The organism is Homoserinimonas sp. A447 (genome assembly GCF_054489325.1).
Window position 1 is genome coordinate 1,377,335 of the sequence record NZ_JBTMWW010000001.1, and the last position, 16,617, is coordinate 1,393,951.

16 protein-coding genes and 1 tRNA gene are annotated in these 16,617 nt (G+C 65.5%); 3 read left to right on the forward strand and 14 right to left on the reverse strand.

The annotated features are described in order from the left end of the window. Positions 1-185: 185 nt before the first annotated feature. Genes ACX3O0_RS06740 through ACX3O0_RS06750 form a run of 3 tightly spaced genes read right to left on the reverse strand, consistent with a single transcriptional unit; the run spans position 186 to position 1,670 of the window. The gene (locus ACX3O0_RS06740; protein WP_459091719.1) at positions 186-722 is read right to left on the reverse strand and encodes a hypothetical protein; all 537 of its coding nucleotides are present in this window, start codon (positions 720-722) and stop codon (positions 186-188) included. A 24-nt stretch (positions 723-746) separates the two neighbouring features. Further along, positions 747-1,277, reverse strand: a complete 531-nt coding sequence (locus ACX3O0_RS06745; RefSeq protein ID WP_459091717.1) for a hypothetical protein — start codon at positions 1,275-1,277, stop codon at positions 747-749. Positions 1,278-1,304: 27 nt separating this feature from the next. Next, positions 1,305-1,670, reverse strand: coding sequence for a hypothetical protein (locus tag ACX3O0_RS06750; protein ID WP_459091715.1), 366 nt, complete (start codon positions 1,668-1,670; stop codon positions 1,305-1,307). A gap of 180 nt (positions 1,671-1,850) precedes the next feature. Here ACX3O0_RS06750 and ACX3O0_RS06755 point away from each other — a divergent pair, with 180 nt between their 5' ends. Together ACX3O0_RS06755 and ACX3O0_RS06760 are read left to right on the forward strand one after the other, a co-directional pair. Further along, on the forward strand, positions 1,851-2,297 hold the full coding sequence (locus ACX3O0_RS06755) for a hypothetical protein (RefSeq protein ID WP_459091713.1): 447 nt from the start codon (positions 1,851-1,853) through the stop codon (positions 2,295-2,297). A 746-nt stretch (positions 2,298-3,043) separates the two neighbouring features. Beyond that, positions 3,044-4,252: a tyrosine-type recombinase/integrase gene (locus ACX3O0_RS06760; RefSeq protein WP_459107211.1), complete on the forward strand. Its 1,209-nt coding sequence runs from the start codon at positions 3,044-3,046 to the stop codon at positions 4,250-4,252. A 30-nt stretch (positions 4,253-4,282) separates the two neighbouring features. Here the strand turns inward: ACX3O0_RS06760 and ACX3O0_RS06765 are convergent. The 5 genes from ACX3O0_RS06765 to ACX3O0_RS06785 form a co-directional block, all read right to left on the reverse strand. After that, positions 4,283-4,356 (reverse strand) — tRNA-Pro (locus tag ACX3O0_RS06765). Positions 4,357-4,491: 135 nt separating this feature from the next. Further along, positions 4,492-5,037 (reverse strand): LURP-one-related/scramblase family protein, encoded by a 546-nt coding sequence (locus ACX3O0_RS06770; protein WP_459107212.1) that lies wholly within the window; start codon positions 5,035-5,037, stop codon positions 4,492-4,494. A 67-nt stretch (positions 5,038-5,104) separates the two neighbouring features. Then, positions 5,105-7,324: a 3-hydroxyacyl-CoA dehydrogenase NAD-binding domain-containing protein gene (locus ACX3O0_RS06775; protein ID WP_459107213.1), complete on the reverse strand. Its 2,220-nt coding sequence runs from the start codon at positions 7,322-7,324 to the stop codon at positions 5,105-5,107. Further along, on the reverse strand, positions 7,324-8,541 hold the full coding sequence (locus ACX3O0_RS06780) for an acetyl-CoA C-acetyltransferase (RefSeq protein WP_459107214.1): 1,218 nt from the start codon (positions 8,539-8,541) through the stop codon (positions 7,324-7,326). Before ACX3O0_RS06780 ends, ACX3O0_RS06775 begins: the two co-directional genes overlap by 1 nt. A 119-nt stretch (positions 8,542-8,660) precedes the next feature. Then, positions 8,661-9,044, reverse strand: a complete 384-nt coding sequence (locus ACX3O0_RS06785) for a hypothetical protein (protein ID WP_459107215.1) — start codon at positions 9,042-9,044, stop codon at positions 8,661-8,663. 233 nt (positions 9,045-9,277) lie between these two features. On the opposite strand from ACX3O0_RS06785, the gene ACX3O0_RS06790 reads away from it, so the two are divergent. After that, positions 9,278-10,747, forward strand: coding sequence for an HNH endonuclease signature motif containing protein (locus ACX3O0_RS06790; RefSeq protein ID WP_459107216.1), 1,470 nt, complete (start codon positions 9,278-9,280; stop codon positions 10,745-10,747). Between the two features lie 68 nt (positions 10,748-10,815). Here the strand turns inward: ACX3O0_RS06790 and ACX3O0_RS06795 are convergent, their stop codons facing one another. The 6 genes from ACX3O0_RS06795 to ACX3O0_RS06820 all read right to left on the reverse strand — a co-directional run bounded on the left by ACX3O0_RS06795 (position 10,816) and on the right by ACX3O0_RS06820 (position 16,617). Beyond that, positions 10,816-11,286 (reverse strand): NUDIX domain-containing protein, encoded by a 471-nt coding sequence (locus ACX3O0_RS06795; RefSeq protein WP_459107217.1) that lies wholly within the window; start codon positions 11,284-11,286, stop codon positions 10,816-10,818. A 37-nt stretch (positions 11,287-11,323) separates the two neighbouring features. Beyond that, complete coding sequence (locus ACX3O0_RS06800) at positions 11,324-12,388, reverse strand: LLM class flavin-dependent oxidoreductase (protein ID WP_459107218.1); 1,065 nt, start codon at positions 12,386-12,388, stop codon at positions 11,324-11,326. Positions 12,389-12,529: 141 nt separating this feature from the next. Next, a complete protein-coding gene (gene der, locus ACX3O0_RS06805) occupies positions 12,530-14,035 on the reverse strand; it encodes a ribosome biogenesis GTPase Der (RefSeq protein WP_459091695.1) in 1,506 nt (501 codons plus the stop codon). A gap of 22 nt (positions 14,036-14,057) precedes the next feature. Further along, on the reverse strand, positions 14,058-14,726 hold the full coding sequence (gene cmk, locus ACX3O0_RS06810) for a (d)CMP kinase (protein WP_459107219.1): 669 nt from the start codon (positions 14,724-14,726) through the stop codon (positions 14,058-14,060). Next, positions 14,723-15,814, reverse strand: coding sequence for a prephenate dehydrogenase (locus ACX3O0_RS06815; protein ID WP_459091691.1), 1,092 nt, complete (start codon positions 15,812-15,814; stop codon positions 14,723-14,725). The genes cmk and ACX3O0_RS06815 overlap by 4 nt, the downstream gene beginning before the upstream one ends. Next, positions 15,814-16,617 carry a pseudouridine synthase gene (locus ACX3O0_RS06820; RefSeq protein ID WP_459107220.1) on the reverse strand — a complete coding sequence of 268 codons (804 nt, stop codon included), beginning with the start codon at positions 16,615-16,617 and terminating at the stop codon, positions 15,814-15,816. Before ACX3O0_RS06820 ends, ACX3O0_RS06815 begins: the two co-directional genes overlap by 1 nt.

The following is a 16,617-nucleotide window of genomic DNA, read 5'->3' on the forward strand; positions in this document are numbered from 1 at the left end:
CGACATGAAGCGGGCTGCAGGAAGCGGGTCGGGGTTTCGGGACGGGGCGGGCCGCTGGTCGGCGAGGCGATCAGAGCGCCGCCTCTGAGCTGACGGGGAAACTGCGGCTAAGTAGGTGGCGGGGCATCCGGGGCCGGTAGCCGTGGTAGGACCACTCCGGAGGTCCCGGGTAGTTGCGAACGCCCTTAGAGGAAGATCGGCGCCACACCCTTTCGCGGTGGGCCGGTGTTCGCGTAAGGAGCCCGATTCATCGTCTCCATGAATCCGAGAATCAGCGCGCTCTCGATCAGATTGGCCTCACCTTCGGGAACTGCCTTCCATGCAACCAGCAGACTCTCGACGTCGTCGACCTGCCAGATGAGTTTGCCGCCGTGGTGGTTCGAACCTCCGGCCAGCCCGTGGCGCCGATATTCATCGATCCGCTGGGCGAGACCTTTTCGCTTGCCCGACTTCGACGGTTTGCGCAGCGGGGCCTTGCCGAAATAGAGGAGCTGACAGTTCTCGACCCAAAGCTCGGTCGCCTCGGCTGCGGTTCGGGCCAGGCGGTGCGGAACCGGGCGCACGTCATCGGTGAAGGTCGGGGTGGCCGTTGACTCGCGGACTATCGCATAGATGCCCTCGACGTCGTCCCCTGTGCCGATGACATCGGACTTAGTCCAGGTTGAGAGCGGGACGAACCCGACGAATCCGAAGCGGCGCAGGTCGCTGATCGAGTAGGGCATGGGCGGAGCTTAGCGAAGCGCGGTCTACGAGCGAATGACCATCTTCGTGTCGTCCGAGAACTCCTGTGTGCTGTCGTCTTCGTTCCAGACGACTCTGAACGCCGGTGTCGGACCGTTACCAGTCGCAAGAGCGACGAACTCAAGGTAGTCCCCAGGACGAACATCTCGCGGTGTCGATGACTCTGGTTGGATGAAGCCTGCGGGTTCTGTGATGTCCACGAGAACCGCTGAGCGGGCGACTTTCGTGCCCCTATTGTGAAGGACCCACTGCACGCCCCGGACGTTCTCGTACATCCATGAAACTTCCGGTTCGGGCACCAGTGACAGTGCAATCTCGTTCGCTTTCTCCTGCGCCTCCGCTTGCCTGACGAACGCCAGATTTGCCTCCTTGCTTAGCCGGACCGCTTCGTCGCGGGCTGTGCGGGACTCATCGCGGGCAGCCTCCGAGTCAGCCTTCGCGGCGGTTGCGATTCGCGCCTGGACGACCGTGGCCACGGCGGCTGCGCCCGAGACAATCAAGACACCCAAGGAAATGATCAGCGCGGCAAGTTCCATGGCCGAAGCCTAGCGATACACCGGACGCTAGCTTCCGTCCTCGGGACCAATCCCCTGCTGCATCAGCTCTTCTTGAGCGGTCTTCGTCAACTGGCGAACAAGCGGCACATAACCTTCCACTTGGCGTAGTCCAACGCTGCCACTGACCGCAATGCTCCCCAGCATGACTTTCCAAAGCACCTCCAATTCGGCGGCGGATAGCGGGCCGAAGCGATCCACGAGATCTTGGCCGAGTTGCTCCATGCGTTCGGCGCGCTCCTCATAGGCAGCCTGCTCCGCGGCGGCGGCGCGGCGCTGATCTCGGCGTTCGATGGCGTTGGAGATTAGCCACCAGGGCAGTACGAGGAACACCACGACGAGCACCCCGATGAGGCCGATTCTTTCGAAGTCCATAGTCGGAGCCTAGTGGTGAGGCATGTTCGATTCGAGGTGCACCTGCTGGTCCGGGGACACCGATGCGTGATATGCGCAGGCGCCGCGCTCATAACGTCTGTAGCCGCATTGCGGCTGCCACCCGACAAAGCGTTTCGTTCTGCCCGGGTGCACTCCCAGTAGAAAAAGGTAATACCCGTAATGAATATCTCCAAGCTCTCCCTCCGCGCCGCCGCAGCTCGTCAGAAGTTCGCATCTGCCAAGGCCCGCGGTTTCAAGGCCACAGCCGCAGAGACCGGTGCCATCGACCTCGCATCCATCATGGTCGGTGTACTCGTCATCGGAATCGTTGGCGGCGTGATCGCCGCGACCGTATTCGCGGTCATCCCCTGGTCGCAGGATCAGGCAGCACAGCAGGCGCTCTCAGCGGTGAGCACGAGCCAGTCAGTCGGCTACGCCGGCTCCAGCTCTGAGGGCCTCGGCGCCTACCTCGACAAGGCTGGGCTCGTGAACAGCACAGGGACCAGCATCGCCGCCGACGGCCTGCAGGCCCGTCGGTCTCGTACCGGTCTCGGACCGCAGCGGATTCGTTTTCCATGCCAGCGAGCCTCGTGTCTTCGAGTTTCGTGTCACCGTTTTTGGCGGTGATGGGTACCGGGTCTCGGTCTCGGACGTGACCGTCGTGACCGCCGGGGCTGCTGAGGCGGAGCCGGAGGCGTTCGGTCCTTCCGATGACCGGTTCAGAATAGACGCGCTCGGCATCGATGCGGAGCTCAAAGCAATGTCGGTGAACTCGGAAGGGCGGGTCAACCCGCCCACGGCCATAGACGTCTATGCCATCCGCGGCTATGGAGACCCTCGCGTTCTCGACTCAGGCACGATTTATCTGGCTGTGCATAGTGGCCGTGGAGGTGTCGTGGGCAACAAGCTCGTCGATGCCGCGGGCGCGGCAATTGCCGTCGAGCCGGGAACGCGGGTCATCGTTGCAGGGGCGCCGTTTGTCGTCACGGGGTCGGCTGTGGTCGACAAGAACGGGCTTACCTCAGATGACGAGATGTGGTCGGGCAAGCACGACCTCATCATCTTCACCTGCCTTCCAAGCGGCTCCAAGAGCGTCGACAACGTGGTCATCGTCGCCCAGCGGGCGTCGCACGGTCCACGGTTTACAACTGGCGGACAAGCCCTGGCACCGGCCCAAAGGGTTACCGGGTCGGCGGGTACATCCGGTACCGGCGCTCGGTCGTTGACCTGTGGCTCGAAGGGGAGGCCTCCTAGTGGCGCGCCAATCACTCGGCCTCGGTGCTGTCCGACACGGAAAAATCAGTACCCGCCCCAACCGGCGCAGGGGCGGTTTCGTCGCCCAGTGCCGGGTCAACGGAGGCAAGGGCACCCAGGTGGTTACTGCCCAGGGGCAATCGGAGCTCGAAGCCGAGGACGCTCTCCTCACCAAGCTCAACACCTGGGTTCCGCCGAAGAAGCGGCGGGCGGAGAAGGTCGGGCCAGATGGTGAGATTCTCGGCCCCGAGGTAGACGTCGACATCGAGGAGAGCGTGGCATCGACCACGCTCGGCGAGGCCACCCGGCTGTGGCTCGCGGAGGTCTCCGCCGACACGGACCGGAAACGTCAGACGCGCGACTACTGGCGTCGAGTAGCCAGGCAAACGGTACTCAAGGACGAGAAGCTGGCGTCGACCGCTCTCTCTGATGTCACCGCCGGGCAGCTGAACCGATACCTCAACAAGGTGAAGATGAAGACTCCGTCGCAGGCGAAGAAAGCCAAGATGCTTGTCCGCCAGGTGCTCGAAGCCGCAGTCCTCGACAACGCAGTGCCCTACAACGTTGCGCACAACATTCCGAAACCCAGAAGGAAGGCAAGGGCGGAGCGACGTGAGAAGGTCAAGGCCCTGACCCTCGGCCAGTACTACGAGTTCGCTGACGCCCTGGAGCGCTGGGTTGAGGAACCGAAGAAGCACCGTAAGGGCGGTGCGCCGAGGGACGCGTCTTATCTTGTGCGCGACGACACTGCTGTGTTCGCCGGCACTGGGCTACGGCACAACGAGGCCCTGGGCCTTCGCCCGCAGGACGTGGACCTACAGTCGGAGCCCCCGACGATTACCGTTCGTGGAACCCTCGTCGAAATCCGGGGCTACCCGATTGCCTACCAGGAGGAACCGAAGACCGCGGCGGGTGAGCGGGTCATCACCATCCCGGCCACAGTGGCCGCGGCGCTGCGCCGCCAGATGGAGATTAACCAGTCTCCCGACTTCGTGTTCACAACCGGCCCGGAGAAGCCGGTGTCGGAAAGCCACATCACGCGCACCTACCGAAAGGTCCGGCCGGAGCATCTGGACTTCCTCACCCCGCAGACGTTCCGGCGCTCCGTCGCTACGTGGTTGAAGCAGGCTGACTCCACGGCAGCGGCTACCGCGCAACTCGGCCACGAGGATGAGAGCACCACCGAGGAGTTCTACATCCAGCAGCAGGAAGAAAGGGTTGGTCGACAATTCGGCGACCTTGGAAGGCATCCTCAGAGGCACAGAGCCAGGGGCCTAAGCGGCGACCAAAACGGCGACCGGCCAAAAACAGAGCAAAAGCCCTGGTGAGAATTCAGTCTCCCATCAGGGTTTTTCGTGTCGGGCTGACAGGATTTGAACCTGCGACCCCGTGACCCCCAGTCACGTGCGCTACCAAGCTGCGCCACAGCCCGTGGCTTGTTGCTGGAGTTTCACTTGGTCTCGGCAAGCTCGACTGGTCTCGACAAGCTCGACCCGCCTAACCGACCACCTCGCGGCTCTCTGGCAACTGGACAAGCTTACCTAATGAAGCGAGCCCTCCGCGCGCGCTACCGCTGCAGCAGGGCGTCGAGCCCGACCGCCATGGCGGCGGCCAGCCGGAAGTCGAGCCGGGCATCCGGAACCGTCACCGTGTAGCGGTCGCGCAGCGAGAACTGGCGCTCACTCGACATGACGACCGCACCTGTCTGCTTGTCCGTGAAGTCGAAGTGAAACGCCAGCGGAACCTCAACGAAGCGGCGGATGATCGCCACCGCCTGGTTGCGCTCCTGGCCGCGCGCCTCGATGCCCGGCCCGCCAAGGTTGAAGGTCGAACGCAGCAGGCTCGCACCGAAATCCTTCTGGAACCAGCCCAGCGACTGGCCGGCACCATCCGTCACGTCGTAGACGGCTGCCAGATCGAGCGCCTGCCGAGCCTTGAACGAGAACACCGCCTGCGTGACCTGCTCCTTGAACGCCATCCGCTTCTGCTGGGCGATCGCCACGATCCCACCCTCAGACCCATCGGCATTCGCCTCACGAATCTCGTAGCGGTTCACCATCATGGTGATCCGCTGCTTGACGAAGAAACGGTCGCGGTGCTGGACGTCGGTCATGCGGTGGTGCCGCAAATGAGAACGATTCGGGTTGTCATGCTCGTCAGAGTAGCGGAACGGACGCCGCCTACTTGAACGACTCCCCAGCTGCAGCCATCGCCACCAGCGATGCCGGCGGCTCGAAGTGCGGGCCGTACGACTCCGCCAGTTCGCGCGCACGCGCCACGAAGCCCGGCAGCCCTCCCTCGTACTGGTTGATGTACTGCAGTACACCGCCCGTCCACGCGGGGAAACCGATTCCGAGAATCGAGCCGATATTGGCATCCGCTGCGGATGTCAGCACGCCGTCAACCACGCACCGCACCGTCTCCAGGGCCTCAGCGAACAGCATCCGCTCCTGCAGGTCGATCAACGGAACGTCGACAGAACCCGCGTTGAAAGCGTTGCGCAGCTCCGGCCACAGTCCGAGCCGCCGCCCGTTCTCGTCGTAGTCGTAGAAGCCCGCGTGGCTGGAGCGTCCCTTGCGGTCGAGTTCGAGCATCCGGTCGACCACGGTGGCAAACGGATGCGCCACCCAGTTGGCGCCGGACGCCTCCGCCGCATGCTGCGCTTCCCTGGTCAGCTTCTGGCCGAGGGTCAGCGTCAATTCGTCGAGCAGCTGCAGCGCGCCCACCGGGTAGCCGGCCTGCGTCGCCGCCTGCTCCACCGTCGCCGGCTCGACGCCCTCGCCGACGGCCGCAACGGCCTCCGCAATGAACGTCATGATGACGCGGGTCGTGAAGAACCCGTGCCCGTCACCCACCACGATCGGCGTCTTGCGGATCTGCAGCACGAAATCGAACACCTTCGCCAGCACTTCGTCGGAGGTGTTGCGTCCACGCACGATCTCCACCAGCGGCATCTTGTCCACCGGCGAAAAGAAGTGGATGCCGATGAAATCTGCCGGGCGGCTGACACCCTCAGACAGTAGCGTGATCGGCAGGCTGGACGTGTTCGAGCCCAGCACGGCATCCGGCTGCACCACGTCCTGGATCTCGCGGAACACCTGCTGCTTCACCTCCACGCCCTCGAACACGGCCTCGATCACGATGTCGACACCCTCGAAGTCCGCTGCGTCGGCGGTGGGGCGGATGCGTGACAGCAGGGCTTCAGACCTCTCCGCCGTCGTCTTTCCACGCTCGAGTGTCTTGCGCTCCAGCCCTTCGGAGTACGCCTTGCCCTTTTGTGCCGCCTCCAGCGTCACATCCTTCAGCACGACGTCGATGCCGGCCTTCGCGCAGACGTAGGCGATAGCGGCGCCCATCATGCCGGCGCCCAGAATGCCCACCTTCGTGGCCTGCCACTTGGGCTGGTCCTTCGGTCGGCTGCCTCCGGAATTGATTTTCTGCATGTCGAAGAAGAACGCGCTCGTCATGTTCTTCGACACCTGCCCGATCAGAAGGTGAACGAAGTAGCGGGTCTCGATCAGGCTCGCGGTGTCGAAATCGACGTGCGCACCCTCGACTGCGGCCGCCATTGCGGCACGCGGAGCCTGCAGTGGCGCACCCTTCACCTGCTTGCGCAGGTTCGCCGGGAACGCCGGCAGGTTCGCCGCCAGCGATGGGCTCGTCGGGGAACCGCCGGGGATGCGGAAGCCCTTTTCGTCCCACGGCTTCACCGGCGTGGGGTTGGCCTTGATCCATTCTTTCGCGCGATCGGTCAGCTCCTCCACAGAGTCGACGACCTCATCGATCAGCCCGAGTTGCTGCGCGTCATCCGCGCCGTACTTGGTGCCAGACAGGATCAGTTTCGTGAGCGCATCCTGGAGCCCGATCATCCGCACCGTGCGGGTGATGCCTCCCGCGCCCGGAAGCAGGCCGAGGGTGATCTCAGGGAAGCCGAGTTGCATGTTCTTCGCCCGCAACGCGATGCGGTGGTGACAGGCGAGTGCCACCTCCAGCCCGCCGCCGAGAGCCGCCCCGTTGATCGCGGCGACCACCGGGATGCCCAGCTTCTCGATGCGGCGGAACTGGTCCTTGATCTCGGTGAACTCTTTTGTGAGGCGTTCCACGTCTTCGCGTTGGCTCTGGATGAGCAGCGCCAGGTCGCCGCCGGCGAAGAAGCTGCGCTTCGCGCTGGTCAGGATCACGCCGGCGATCGAATCGCGCTCTGCTTCCAGGCGGTCGAGGGTCTCCCCCATGTCCCTGGCGTAGCGGTGGTTCAGGGTGTTGACGGATGCGCCAGGGTCGTCCATGGTCAGCGTCACGATGCCATCGGCATCCTGCTGCCAGGCGAACATGTTCGTGTCGTTCTCGATCAAGCTGTCGCCCTTGTCCTCGCTCAAGCTGTCGTTCATGCTGTTGCCCATCAGGAGTCCAGCCTTTCGATGATGGTGGCGATGCCCATGCCGGCGCCGACACAGAGGGTGGCCAGTCCGTAGCGCTGGTCGCGACGCTCCAGCTCGTCGAGGAGCGTGCCGAGGATCATCCCGCCGGTCGCGCCGAGCGGGTGCCCCATGGCGATCGCTCCCCCGTTCACGTTCACCTTCTCCTCCGGAATGCTGAGGTCGCGCATCCACTTCATGACCACCGCGGCGAACGCCTCGTTCAGCTCGAACAGGTCGATGTCGTCCACCGTGAGGCCCGCCTTGGCGAGCACTTTCTCAGTGACCGGGGTGGGGCCGGTGAGCATGATGGTCGGCTCGCTTCCGACCACCGCGGTAGCGACGATGCGGGCGCGCGGACGCTGCCCCATCGCCTCGCCGGCTTCACGGCTGCCGATCAGGAGAGCGGATGCGCCGTCCACGATCCCGGACGAGTTGCCACCCGTGTGCACATGGTTGATGTGCTCGATCCAGTGGTACTTCTGCAGCGCAACAGCGTCGAATCCAGCCTGCTCCCCCATGGCGGCGAAGGCCGGCTTGAGACCCGCGAGGGACTCGACGGTCGTGCCGGGACGGCGGTGCTCGTCGTTGTCGAGCAGGAGCAGCCCGTTGATATCGCGAACCGGAACCACGGAGCGATCAAAGTGGCCCTTTTGCCAGGCGGCGTCGGCCTTCTCCTGCGAGGCGACGGCGAACTCGTCGACATCCGCTCGGGTGAAGCCCTCGACGGTGGCGATCAGGTCGGCGCTGATCCCCTGCGGAACGAAGTAAGTGTCGTAGGCGGTGGTCGGATCCTGTGCGAACGCCCCGCCGTCGGAACCGATCGGCACCCGCGACATCGATTCCACCCCTCCGGCGACTATGAGCGAATCCCAGCCGGATGCCACCTTCGCCGCTGCCATATTGACCGCCTCCAGACCGGATGCGCAGAAGCGGTTCACCTGCACGCCGGCAACCGACTCCGGCAGCCCAGCGACCATGGCGGCGGTGCGGGCGATATCGCCGCCCTGCTCGCCGACCGGGGAAACCACACCGAGGATCACGTCGTCGATCAGGTTCGGGTCCAGGTTGGGGTTTCTCTGCTGAAGCTCGGTAAGCAGGCCAGCAGCGAGGTCGACCGGCTTCACGCTGTGCAGCGAGCCGCCCCTGTTTTTGCCGCGCGGAGTGCGCAGCGCATCAAAGATGTACGCGTCATTGGGCATGCCACCAGCTTATGGGTGGACTCTGGGAGTGCTGGCCTGCGCTGGTCCGGCTTTGCACTTGCCTGCCCGTTGAGCGTCCCGAATGCCGCCCGCGAGCTGACCCTATTCAGCAACGCCAGTCAAATGGCGGATGATCGAATCCGCGAGCTCTCTCGCCTTTCCATTGGATCGGCGCCGCGCCCCCCGCTCATCAGGTCCCCACCTGGGGTCGTCGGAATTCGATTCGCCACAGCCGCCCACCGGCGCAATTGTTCCACGATGAAGACCCAGGTGCTCGGGTCGAGCGTGATTTCGAGGTAATCGTCAAGGGGCGGCCAGCTGCCCCACCCGTCGGCCTTCCGTGGGTGTCGACGAGCCTGCGCACCACCCGCCTGACGGATTCCACGTCCGAGCTGCACGACGTTGGTGTCGCCACCGACGGCTTCCATCGCAATCGTGTTGTCGATGGTGGCATCAATTATCAGCCAGTCCCGAACCTGCATCGTTATCTGAGTCCCTGGCACGGGTTCACAGTAGCAACGTGGCATTTACCACGTGCCCCTATTGTCATGACGCCAACACCAACCAGGGCACGGTGCCGTCACAATGGCTCCCCTCAGCCAACGTTCGATAGCGTGCGCTCATCGCGCGTCTTCTCCTCCCCAACCCCACTGGTTCCCTTTATCCACAGCAAATCTGTGGAGAAGAAGTACTCAAAAACACTAGAATAAACCTTCGAATGTGGGAGAATAAGAGCATGTCCCAGTTCACCGATTCCCTCAGCAGCATCGCGGCCGCCGCCGCCCTGCTGCCCCGGGATTCGGTAACGCTGGCCGGCCTGCCCGAGGACGAGTTGTTGGCCATTCCGGCCTTGTTCGCGAACATCACCCGCCAGCTGGAACCATCGATCGCCGCCACCGCCGGGGAGATCGCCCGCCGCTCCAGTTTCGAGTTGGGCTATGCCGGTCTGGCGCAGAAGACCGGGTTCCGCACGGCGGAGAAACTGGTGCAGCATTTGACCGGGTCGACCAGCCGGGAGGCGGTCAAGCTGGTGCGCACCGGGGGGATCATCCACGAGGCGGAGATCCTGACCGAGGCCGAACGCACCGGGGAGGTTTCTCCGGAGTTGACCGAGCCGTGGCTGGCACCGGTCGGCCGGGCGGTCGCCGCCGGCACCCTGTCGTTGGATGCGGCCGAGGCGATCCGGGTCGGCCTGGGCACCCCCACCGACGACATCACGGCGAACCTGCTCGCCGAAGCCGCCTCCCACCTGGTCGATCTTGCCAACCCCAACCCGGACCCGTCCGACCCGGATGCCCCGGTCTCGGATCCGTTGAATGCCGACCAACTATTGAAGCGGGCCCGCGCCGTGCGGGATGAACTGGATGAGGCGGGGATCGCCGACCGGGAGAAGGCCCGGCACCAGGCCCGCTCGTTCAAACGGTACCTGCGCGGCGATGGGATGACCGTCTACACGTTGCTGGCGGATCCGGAGAACGCCGCCTATGTGGACGGCATCTACGACGCGTTGACCTCACCCCGCCGCGGCGGTCCGCGGATGGTCGACCTGAACGATAAGACCCGGGCTGAGGCGATCGAGACCGACCCGCGGAGCACCGAGCAGCTTGCCTTCGACGGGGTGATGGCGGTGTTGCGGATCGGCGCCGACACCGACGCGAAAACCGCCACCCGCTCCGTCCTCGGCACCCGGCGGCCCGCCGTCCGAGTCCTGGTCACCCAGACGAGCCTGCAGTCGGGCACCGGGCACGGCCGGATCGAAGGCCAGACCGCCCCGGTATCGATCGAAACGGTCGAACGCCACCTCTGTGAGTCCGGGATGGTACCGGTCAGCTTCGACCGTAACGGCCAATGCATCGACCTCGGCCGGGAACAACGCCTCTACAGTGCCCTGCAACGCATCGGCCTCGCCGCCAGGGACGGCGGCTGCCGGTGGCCCGGCTGCGACCGCCCCGCCTCCTACACAGAGGCCCACCACATCAACCACTGGGCCCGAGACCACGGCAAAACCGACCTCGCGGACGGGATCCTGCTCTGCCGGCACCACCACATGCTCCTGCACAACAACCACTGGGACATCACCCGTGACGGCGGAACCTACTGGCTGCACCCACCCGCCAGCATCGACCCGACCCGAACACCCAGGCTCATGCCCCACAAATCCGCCGCCCTGGGCGACCTCCAACGAGAACACCGGCGCACAGGGTAGAGCTCTGCCCAACGGGAGGCCATGGACGCAGGTTTCGGCAAGCTCAACCGGCAGGGTGCGTTGAACACTCAGAGCTGGGACCGCAGCTGCGGCCACGACTCCTCAAATCGCGGATGCAGCGGCAACCTGTCCACCTCGCTGAGCGACACCCACTGCAGGTCGAGGCTCTCCGGGTCGGCGATCACCGGCTCGAAGGTCCGCACCGCCCGCACCACGACCGTCGTGTACGACCAGTAGCCCAGGTCGAGCACGGTCTCGAACAGCAACTCGCAGGCATCCGCCGGAACCGACGCCTCCTCCCCCGCCTCGCGCAAGGCCGCTTCAACCGCGGATTCGTGCTCGTGGCGGGCACCGCCGGGAAGGCCCCAGGTTCCGCCGAAGTGGCTCCACACTGCCCGATGCTGCAACAGGATGCCACGGTCAGCGTCGTGAACGAGAAGGCCGGCAGCACCGAACCTGCCCCAATACTTCGACCCATCCGGACCGTGAACCCAGGCATCCCCGGAGTCGCGCGGCACGATCGGCGGCTTTCGGGTCATGCCTCCAGCTTGTCACGCGATTCCGCGTGTCGAGCGGTCACGCCAGCAATTGCCCAGCAAGAAGCTCCAACGCCTTCACCCGCGCCGGTGCCGAAGCCCTATCGTCAGACTCATGGGCGGACAGCCCAGGAACAACCATCACCTCGTCGACACCGAAGGACTCGGCAAGCGAGCGGATGCGCATAGCGGCGGCAACCGGCTCGTCGATCACCCAGCGCTCCAGCATCCCGTCGACCAGCTGTTGCTGGGCTGGCGGCAGAACGTTCGCCGCCGCCTCCTCGATGGTGGCGAGCGGTCCGAGCGGCAGACCACTGCGCAAGCGCGCCATCTGCTGCAGTTGCGGCAGGGCAGCCGCGGTCGCCTCGGCGACGGTGTCGGCTACGGAGACGTTGAGGGTGAGGAAGGTGCGTGGTTCCTTCAGCGCGGTGCCTGTCAGCTGCGTCGACGGCACGAATCCATCGCGGTAGAGGGCGAGGATGCGCGCGGTGCCCTCCCCGGAGAAGTGGTGGGCAAAGACATACGGCAGCCCGAGCGACGCGGCCAGGCGTGCCGAGTACTCGCTGGAACCGAGCAGCCAGAGGTCGGCGGTCGATCCCGCCTGCGGGGTAGCGCGCAGGCCGTAGACCTGACCGGAAGGCAGACGCAGGTTCGCACCCGCGGGGTCGATCAGGGCGGCGATGTCCTGCACGTTCTGCGGGAAGGCGTCCACATCACTGGTGGTGCCGGTCATCCGCAGGAACGAGGTGATCACCGGGTCGCTGCCCGGCGCGCGACCTATCCCCAAATCGATGCGACCGGGGAAGGCCGCCTCGAGGATGGCGAACTGCTCTGCCACCACCAGGGGCGCATGGTTCGGCAGCATGACACCGCCCGAACCCACCCGAATGCGCTGGGTCTTCGCGGCGAGAATGCCGATCAGCACGGCTGGATTCGTTGATGCCACTGCGGGCATATTGTGATGCTCCGCCACCCAGTAGCGCCGGAACCCCAGTTCGTCCGCGCGCTTCGCCAGGGTGATGGATGCCGCAAGCGCGTCCGCCGAGGACTGGTTGCTGCGAACGGGGATCAGGTCGAGCACGGAGAGGCTCAGCGGAGTAGTCATCGGTTAAGCCAACCACGGACGAGCACAGGTATTCCGGGTCCCAGCTTTAGCCTGTCGACGCGACATGCAATCCGTGGGGGTTTCGACAAGCTCAACCAGCTCAACTTAAGTTGGTCGAGCTTGTCGAGACCACAGAGGTGGTTAGCGCTTTCGCTTCTCCCGCACTCGCATGTTCACGTTGATGGGGCTGCCCTCGAAGCCGAAGATCTCGCGCAGGCGCCTGGTGATGAACCGGCGGTACTGCGGGTCGAGGAAGCCGGTCGTGAACAACACGAATGTCGGCGGGCGACTGGTCGCCTGCGTCCCGAACAGCACACGCGGCTGCTTGCCGCCGCGCACCGGGTGCGGGTGCTCCATGGTGAGTTCGGCGAGCAGGGCGTTGAACTTACCGGTCGGAATCCGGGTGTCCCACGACTCCAGCGCCAGCTCGAGCGCGGGCACCAGCTTCTCCAGGTGTCGCCCGGTCTTCGCCGACATGTTGACCCGTGGAGCCCAGGCGACGTGCGAGAGGTCCCGCTCGATCTCCTTCTCCAGGTAGATGCGGCGTTCCTCGTCGAGCAGGTCCCACTTGTTGAACGCGAGCACCAGCGCACGACCGGATTCGAGCACCAGGTCGATGATCTTGAGGTCCTGCACGCTGACCGGTTCGGTCACATCGAGTACGACGATGGCCACTTCGGCCTTCTCCAGCGCGGCACTGGTGCGCAGCGAGGAGTAGAAATCGGCACCCTGGGACAGGTGCACACGACGACGGATGCCGGCGGTGTCGACAAAGAGCCACACCTTGCCGCCGATCTCGACCTGCTCGTCGACTGGGTCACGCGTGGTTCCGGCGAGTTCATTGACGACAACGCGTTCCTCACCGGCCGCGCGGTTCAGCAAGCTCGACTTACCGACGTTCGGTCGCCCAAGGATGGCGACACGGCGGGGTCCGCCGACCTCATCCTTGGCAACGGCAGACACTTCGGGAAGCACGTCCAGCACGTGGTCCAGCAGGTCGGCGACACCACGCCCGTGCACGGCGGACACCGGCCACGGCTGGCCGAGCCCCAGGCTCCACAGCACGGTGGCGTTCGGCTCCTGCCTGACGTCGTCCACCTTGTTGGCGACCAGGATGACCGGTTTCTTCGTCTGGCGCAGCATCCGCACCACGTGCTCGTCGGTTGAGGTGGCGCCGACGTTGGCGTCGACGATGAAGAGCACGGCATCCGCCAGTTCGACGGCGACCTCCGCCTGCATGGCGACGGATGCGTCGATGCCCTTGGCGTCCGGCTCCCACCCGCCGGTGTCCATCAGCGTGAAGCGGCGCTCGTTCCACTCGGCCTTGTAGGCGACCCGGTCGCGCGTGACACCGGGGGTGTCCTCCACGACGGCTTCGCGGCGGCCCAGGATGCGGTTGACCAGTGCGGACTTGCCGACGTTCGGCCGACCGACAATCGCCAGCACCGGCATCGCCGGCAGGTAGATGACCGCATCCGGGTCCTCGTCGACAGACTCGAGGATGTCGAGGTCTTCGTCCTCGAGGTCGTAGTCGCTGAGCCCGGCCCGCAGCGCGGAAGTGCGGATCTCCGCATCCTCCTCGTTGATGGCGGCGATGCGCTCGGCGAGCTTCTCATCGAGGGCGGGGAAATCGTCCTGGTCTGACATGGGGAAGGTCCTTTGCGGGGGTTCAACCAGCGGTTGAACGGATGAGGTCGACCACCGCCTGGATGGTCGCGTCGAAGTCGAGGTTTGTTGAGTCGATGGTGGTGACACCATTCGCGGCGTTCATGAAGTCGATGACCCGGGAATCCTGGTTGTCCCGGGAAGTCATCTCCCGGCCGGCATCCTGGGCCGACTGGCCGACGATCTCGGCGGCACGCCTGGCTATTCTAGCTTCCTCGCTGGCTGTGAGCAGAATCCGCACCGGGGCATCCGGTGCCACCACCGTGGTGATGTCCCGCCCCTCGGTGATCACGCCGGGGCGGGCGCCGGATGCGATGACGTCACGGAACAGCTGCACCATCCACGATCGCACTTCGGGCACCCGGGCGATGTTGCTGACCACGGCCGTGACCCGCGGTTCGCGGATGGCCTTCTCAACGTCGGTGTCGCCCACCCGCACGTAGTAATCGTCGGGGTCGATTCCCAGGTGATAGTCGAATTCCGGAAGCAGGCGGATGATCGCGTCGGGGTCTGTCGTGTCAATTCCGTGCTCCAGCGCGAGCCACGCGAGGGCACGGTATGCAGCACCGGTGTCCTGGTAGTCGTAGCCGAGGGCGCGGGCGGCCGCCCGGCTGACGCTCGACTTGCCGCTGCCCGCCGGCCCGTCGATGGCGACGGCGATGCGCCCGGTCACAGGTAGGCTCCGGCGATCTTCCAACCCCGCTGCTCGAGTTCGGCGACCAGCTTCTCTTCGGCTTCCGGCAGCACCGAGATCTCGGCCAGGCCGATCTGCGCGCCCGGGGAGTGCTCGAGCCGCAGGTCCTCCATGTTGACCCCGGCCTCGCCGATCTCGGTGAGCAGTCTGCCCAGCTCGCCCGGGGTGTCGTCCACCTTCACCACCAGCTGGGCGAACTTGCGGTCCTGCCCGTGCTTGCCCGGAAGGCGGAGAGCGCCGGTGTTGCCTGCGGACATGGTGTCGGCGATCGCCCTCCTGGATCCGGTCGCGGTGGGGTTTTCCAGCGCGGCGATCACGCCGTCCAGGTCGCTGCGGAACTCCTTGAGGATGCCCACGACTGGTGACGCGTTCGCGCCAAGGATCTGCACCCAGAGTGACGGGTCGCTGGAGGCGATCCTGGTCACATCCCGCAAGCCCTGGCCGGTGAGGGCCAGGGCGGCGTTGCTGCCGTCGCGCAGCCGCACGGCCATGAGCGTTGAGATCATCTGGGGAACGTGCGACACCAGCGCGACACTTTCGTCATGGCTTTCCGCAGTCATCTCCACGGGTACAGCACCCAGGTCGAGGATCATGTCCTCGATCGGCGCCGCCCGCTGGTAGCTGATGTCGTCGTGCCCGGCGATCACCCATGGTCGGCCGATGAACAGGTCGGCGCGGGCGGCGATCGGGCCACCGCGTTCGCGGCCGGCCATCGGATGCGTTCCCAGGTAGCGGCTGAGGTCGGCCCCCAGGTCGCGCAGGTCGGCGAGCGGTGCCGACTTGACGCTCGCGACATCCGTCACCAGCGCATCCGGGTAACGGGCCAACTCGCGGGCGACCACCTGAGCGGTGACATCGGGGGGCACGCAGACGACGATGAGTCCTGGTGCATCGTCGATGCCCGGCAGTCGCCCGGCACCGTAGTCGATGGCCAGTTGCAGGGCGGAAGGCGACGCGTCATCGAGGATGACGTCGACACCGTGCTCGCGCAGCCCGAGCCCGATGCTGGTTCCGAGCAGGCCGCTTCCGACCACCCGCACCTGTTCCTTCAGCCGTCGCTCAGGCATCACGAGTCCTCCGTGTCAGTGTTCGGCTCGCCGCCGGATGGCGTGCCGCCCGCCTGCGCGTTGCGCGAGATGGTGAGCAGCTCCCCGAGCTCCGCCTTGGTCAGGTCACGGATTTCGCCGGGCGCCAGGGTGCCCAGGTGCAGCGGGCCGAACTGCCTGCGGACGAGGTCGATCACCGGGTGGCCGACCTCCTCCAGCATCCGCCGCACGATGCGGTTGCGTCCGGAGTGCAGGGTGACCTCGACCATGGTCTCGGTCTTGCCTGCGCTGAGGATGCGCGCCTTGTCGGCGGTGATCGAGCCGTCCTCGAGCTCGACACCGGTGGTCAGGCGGCCGACGGTCTGCGCGGACATCCGCCCCTGAACCTTGGCGATGTAGGTCTTCATGACACCGAACGACGGATGCGCCAGAACGTGCGCCAGTTCGCCGTCGTTGGTGAGGATCAGCAGGCCGGAGGTCTGCGCATCCAGCCGCCCCACGTTGAACAGCCGCTCCTCATACTTCGACACATAGCGCTGCAAGTCGGGGCGACCGCGCTCATCCTGGAGCGACGACACGATGCCGACCGGCTTGTTCAGCATCAGGTAGCGACGGCTGGTGTCCAGCTGGATGGCGACGCCGTCGACCGAGACCAGGTCGCTCTCCTGCACGCGGCGGCCCAGCTCGGTCACCACCTCGCCGTTCACCTCGACGCGCCCGGCGCTGATCAGGTCTTCGCTCACCCGGCGTGAGGCGACACCGGCGGCGGCCATCAGCTTCTGCAGGCGGATGCCGTCCGGCTGGTCTGCATCATTGGAGGACAT

Coding starts and splice junctions, on each gene's coding strand:
- ACX3O0_RS06740 (WP_459091719.1), bottom strand. CDS start 722: ATGCCCTACTCGATCAGCGACCTGCGCCGCTTCGGATTCGTCGGGTTC.
- ACX3O0_RS06745 (WP_459091717.1), bottom strand. CDS start 1,277: ATGGAACTTGCCGCGCTGATCATTTCCTTGGGTGTCTTGATTGTCTCG.
- ACX3O0_RS06750 (WP_459091715.1), bottom strand. CDS start 1,670: ATGGACTTCGAAAGAATCGGCCTCATCGGGGTGCTCGTCGTGGTGTTC.
- ACX3O0_RS06755 (WP_459091713.1), top strand. CDS start 1,851: ATGAATATCTCCAAGCTCTCCCTCCGCGCCGCCGCAGCTCGTCAGAAG.
- ACX3O0_RS06770 (WP_459107212.1), bottom strand. CDS start 5,037: ATGACCGACGTCCAGCACCGCGACCGTTTCTTCGTCAAGCAGCGGATC.
- ACX3O0_RS06775 (WP_459107213.1), bottom strand. CDS start 7,324: ATGGGCAACAGCATGAACGACAGCTTGAGCGAGGACAAGGGCGACAGC.
- ACX3O0_RS06780 (WP_459107214.1), bottom strand. CDS start 8,541: ATGCCCAATGACGCGTACATCTTTGATGCGCTGCGCACTCCGCGCGGC.
- ACX3O0_RS06790 (WP_459107216.1), top strand. CDS start 9,278: ATGTCCCAGTTCACCGATTCCCTCAGCAGCATCGCGGCCGCCGCCGCC.
- ACX3O0_RS06795 (WP_459107217.1), bottom strand. CDS start 11,286: ATGACCCGAAAGCCGCCGATCGTGCCGCGCGACTCCGGGGATGCCTGG.
- ACX3O0_RS06800 (WP_459107218.1), bottom strand. CDS start 12,388: ATGACTACTCCGCTGAGCCTCTCCGTGCTCGACCTGATCCCCGTTCGC.
- der (WP_459091695.1), bottom strand. CDS start 14,035: ATGTCAGACCAGGACGATTTCCCCGCCCTCGATGAGAAGCTCGCCGAG.
- ACX3O0_RS06815 (WP_459091691.1), bottom strand. CDS start 15,814: ATGCCTGAGCGACGGCTGAAGGAACAGGTGCGGGTGGTCGGAAGCGGC.
- ACX3O0_RS06820 (WP_459107220.1), bottom strand. CDS start 16,617: ATGTCCTCCAATGATGCAGACCAGCCGGACGGCATCCGCCTGCAGAAG.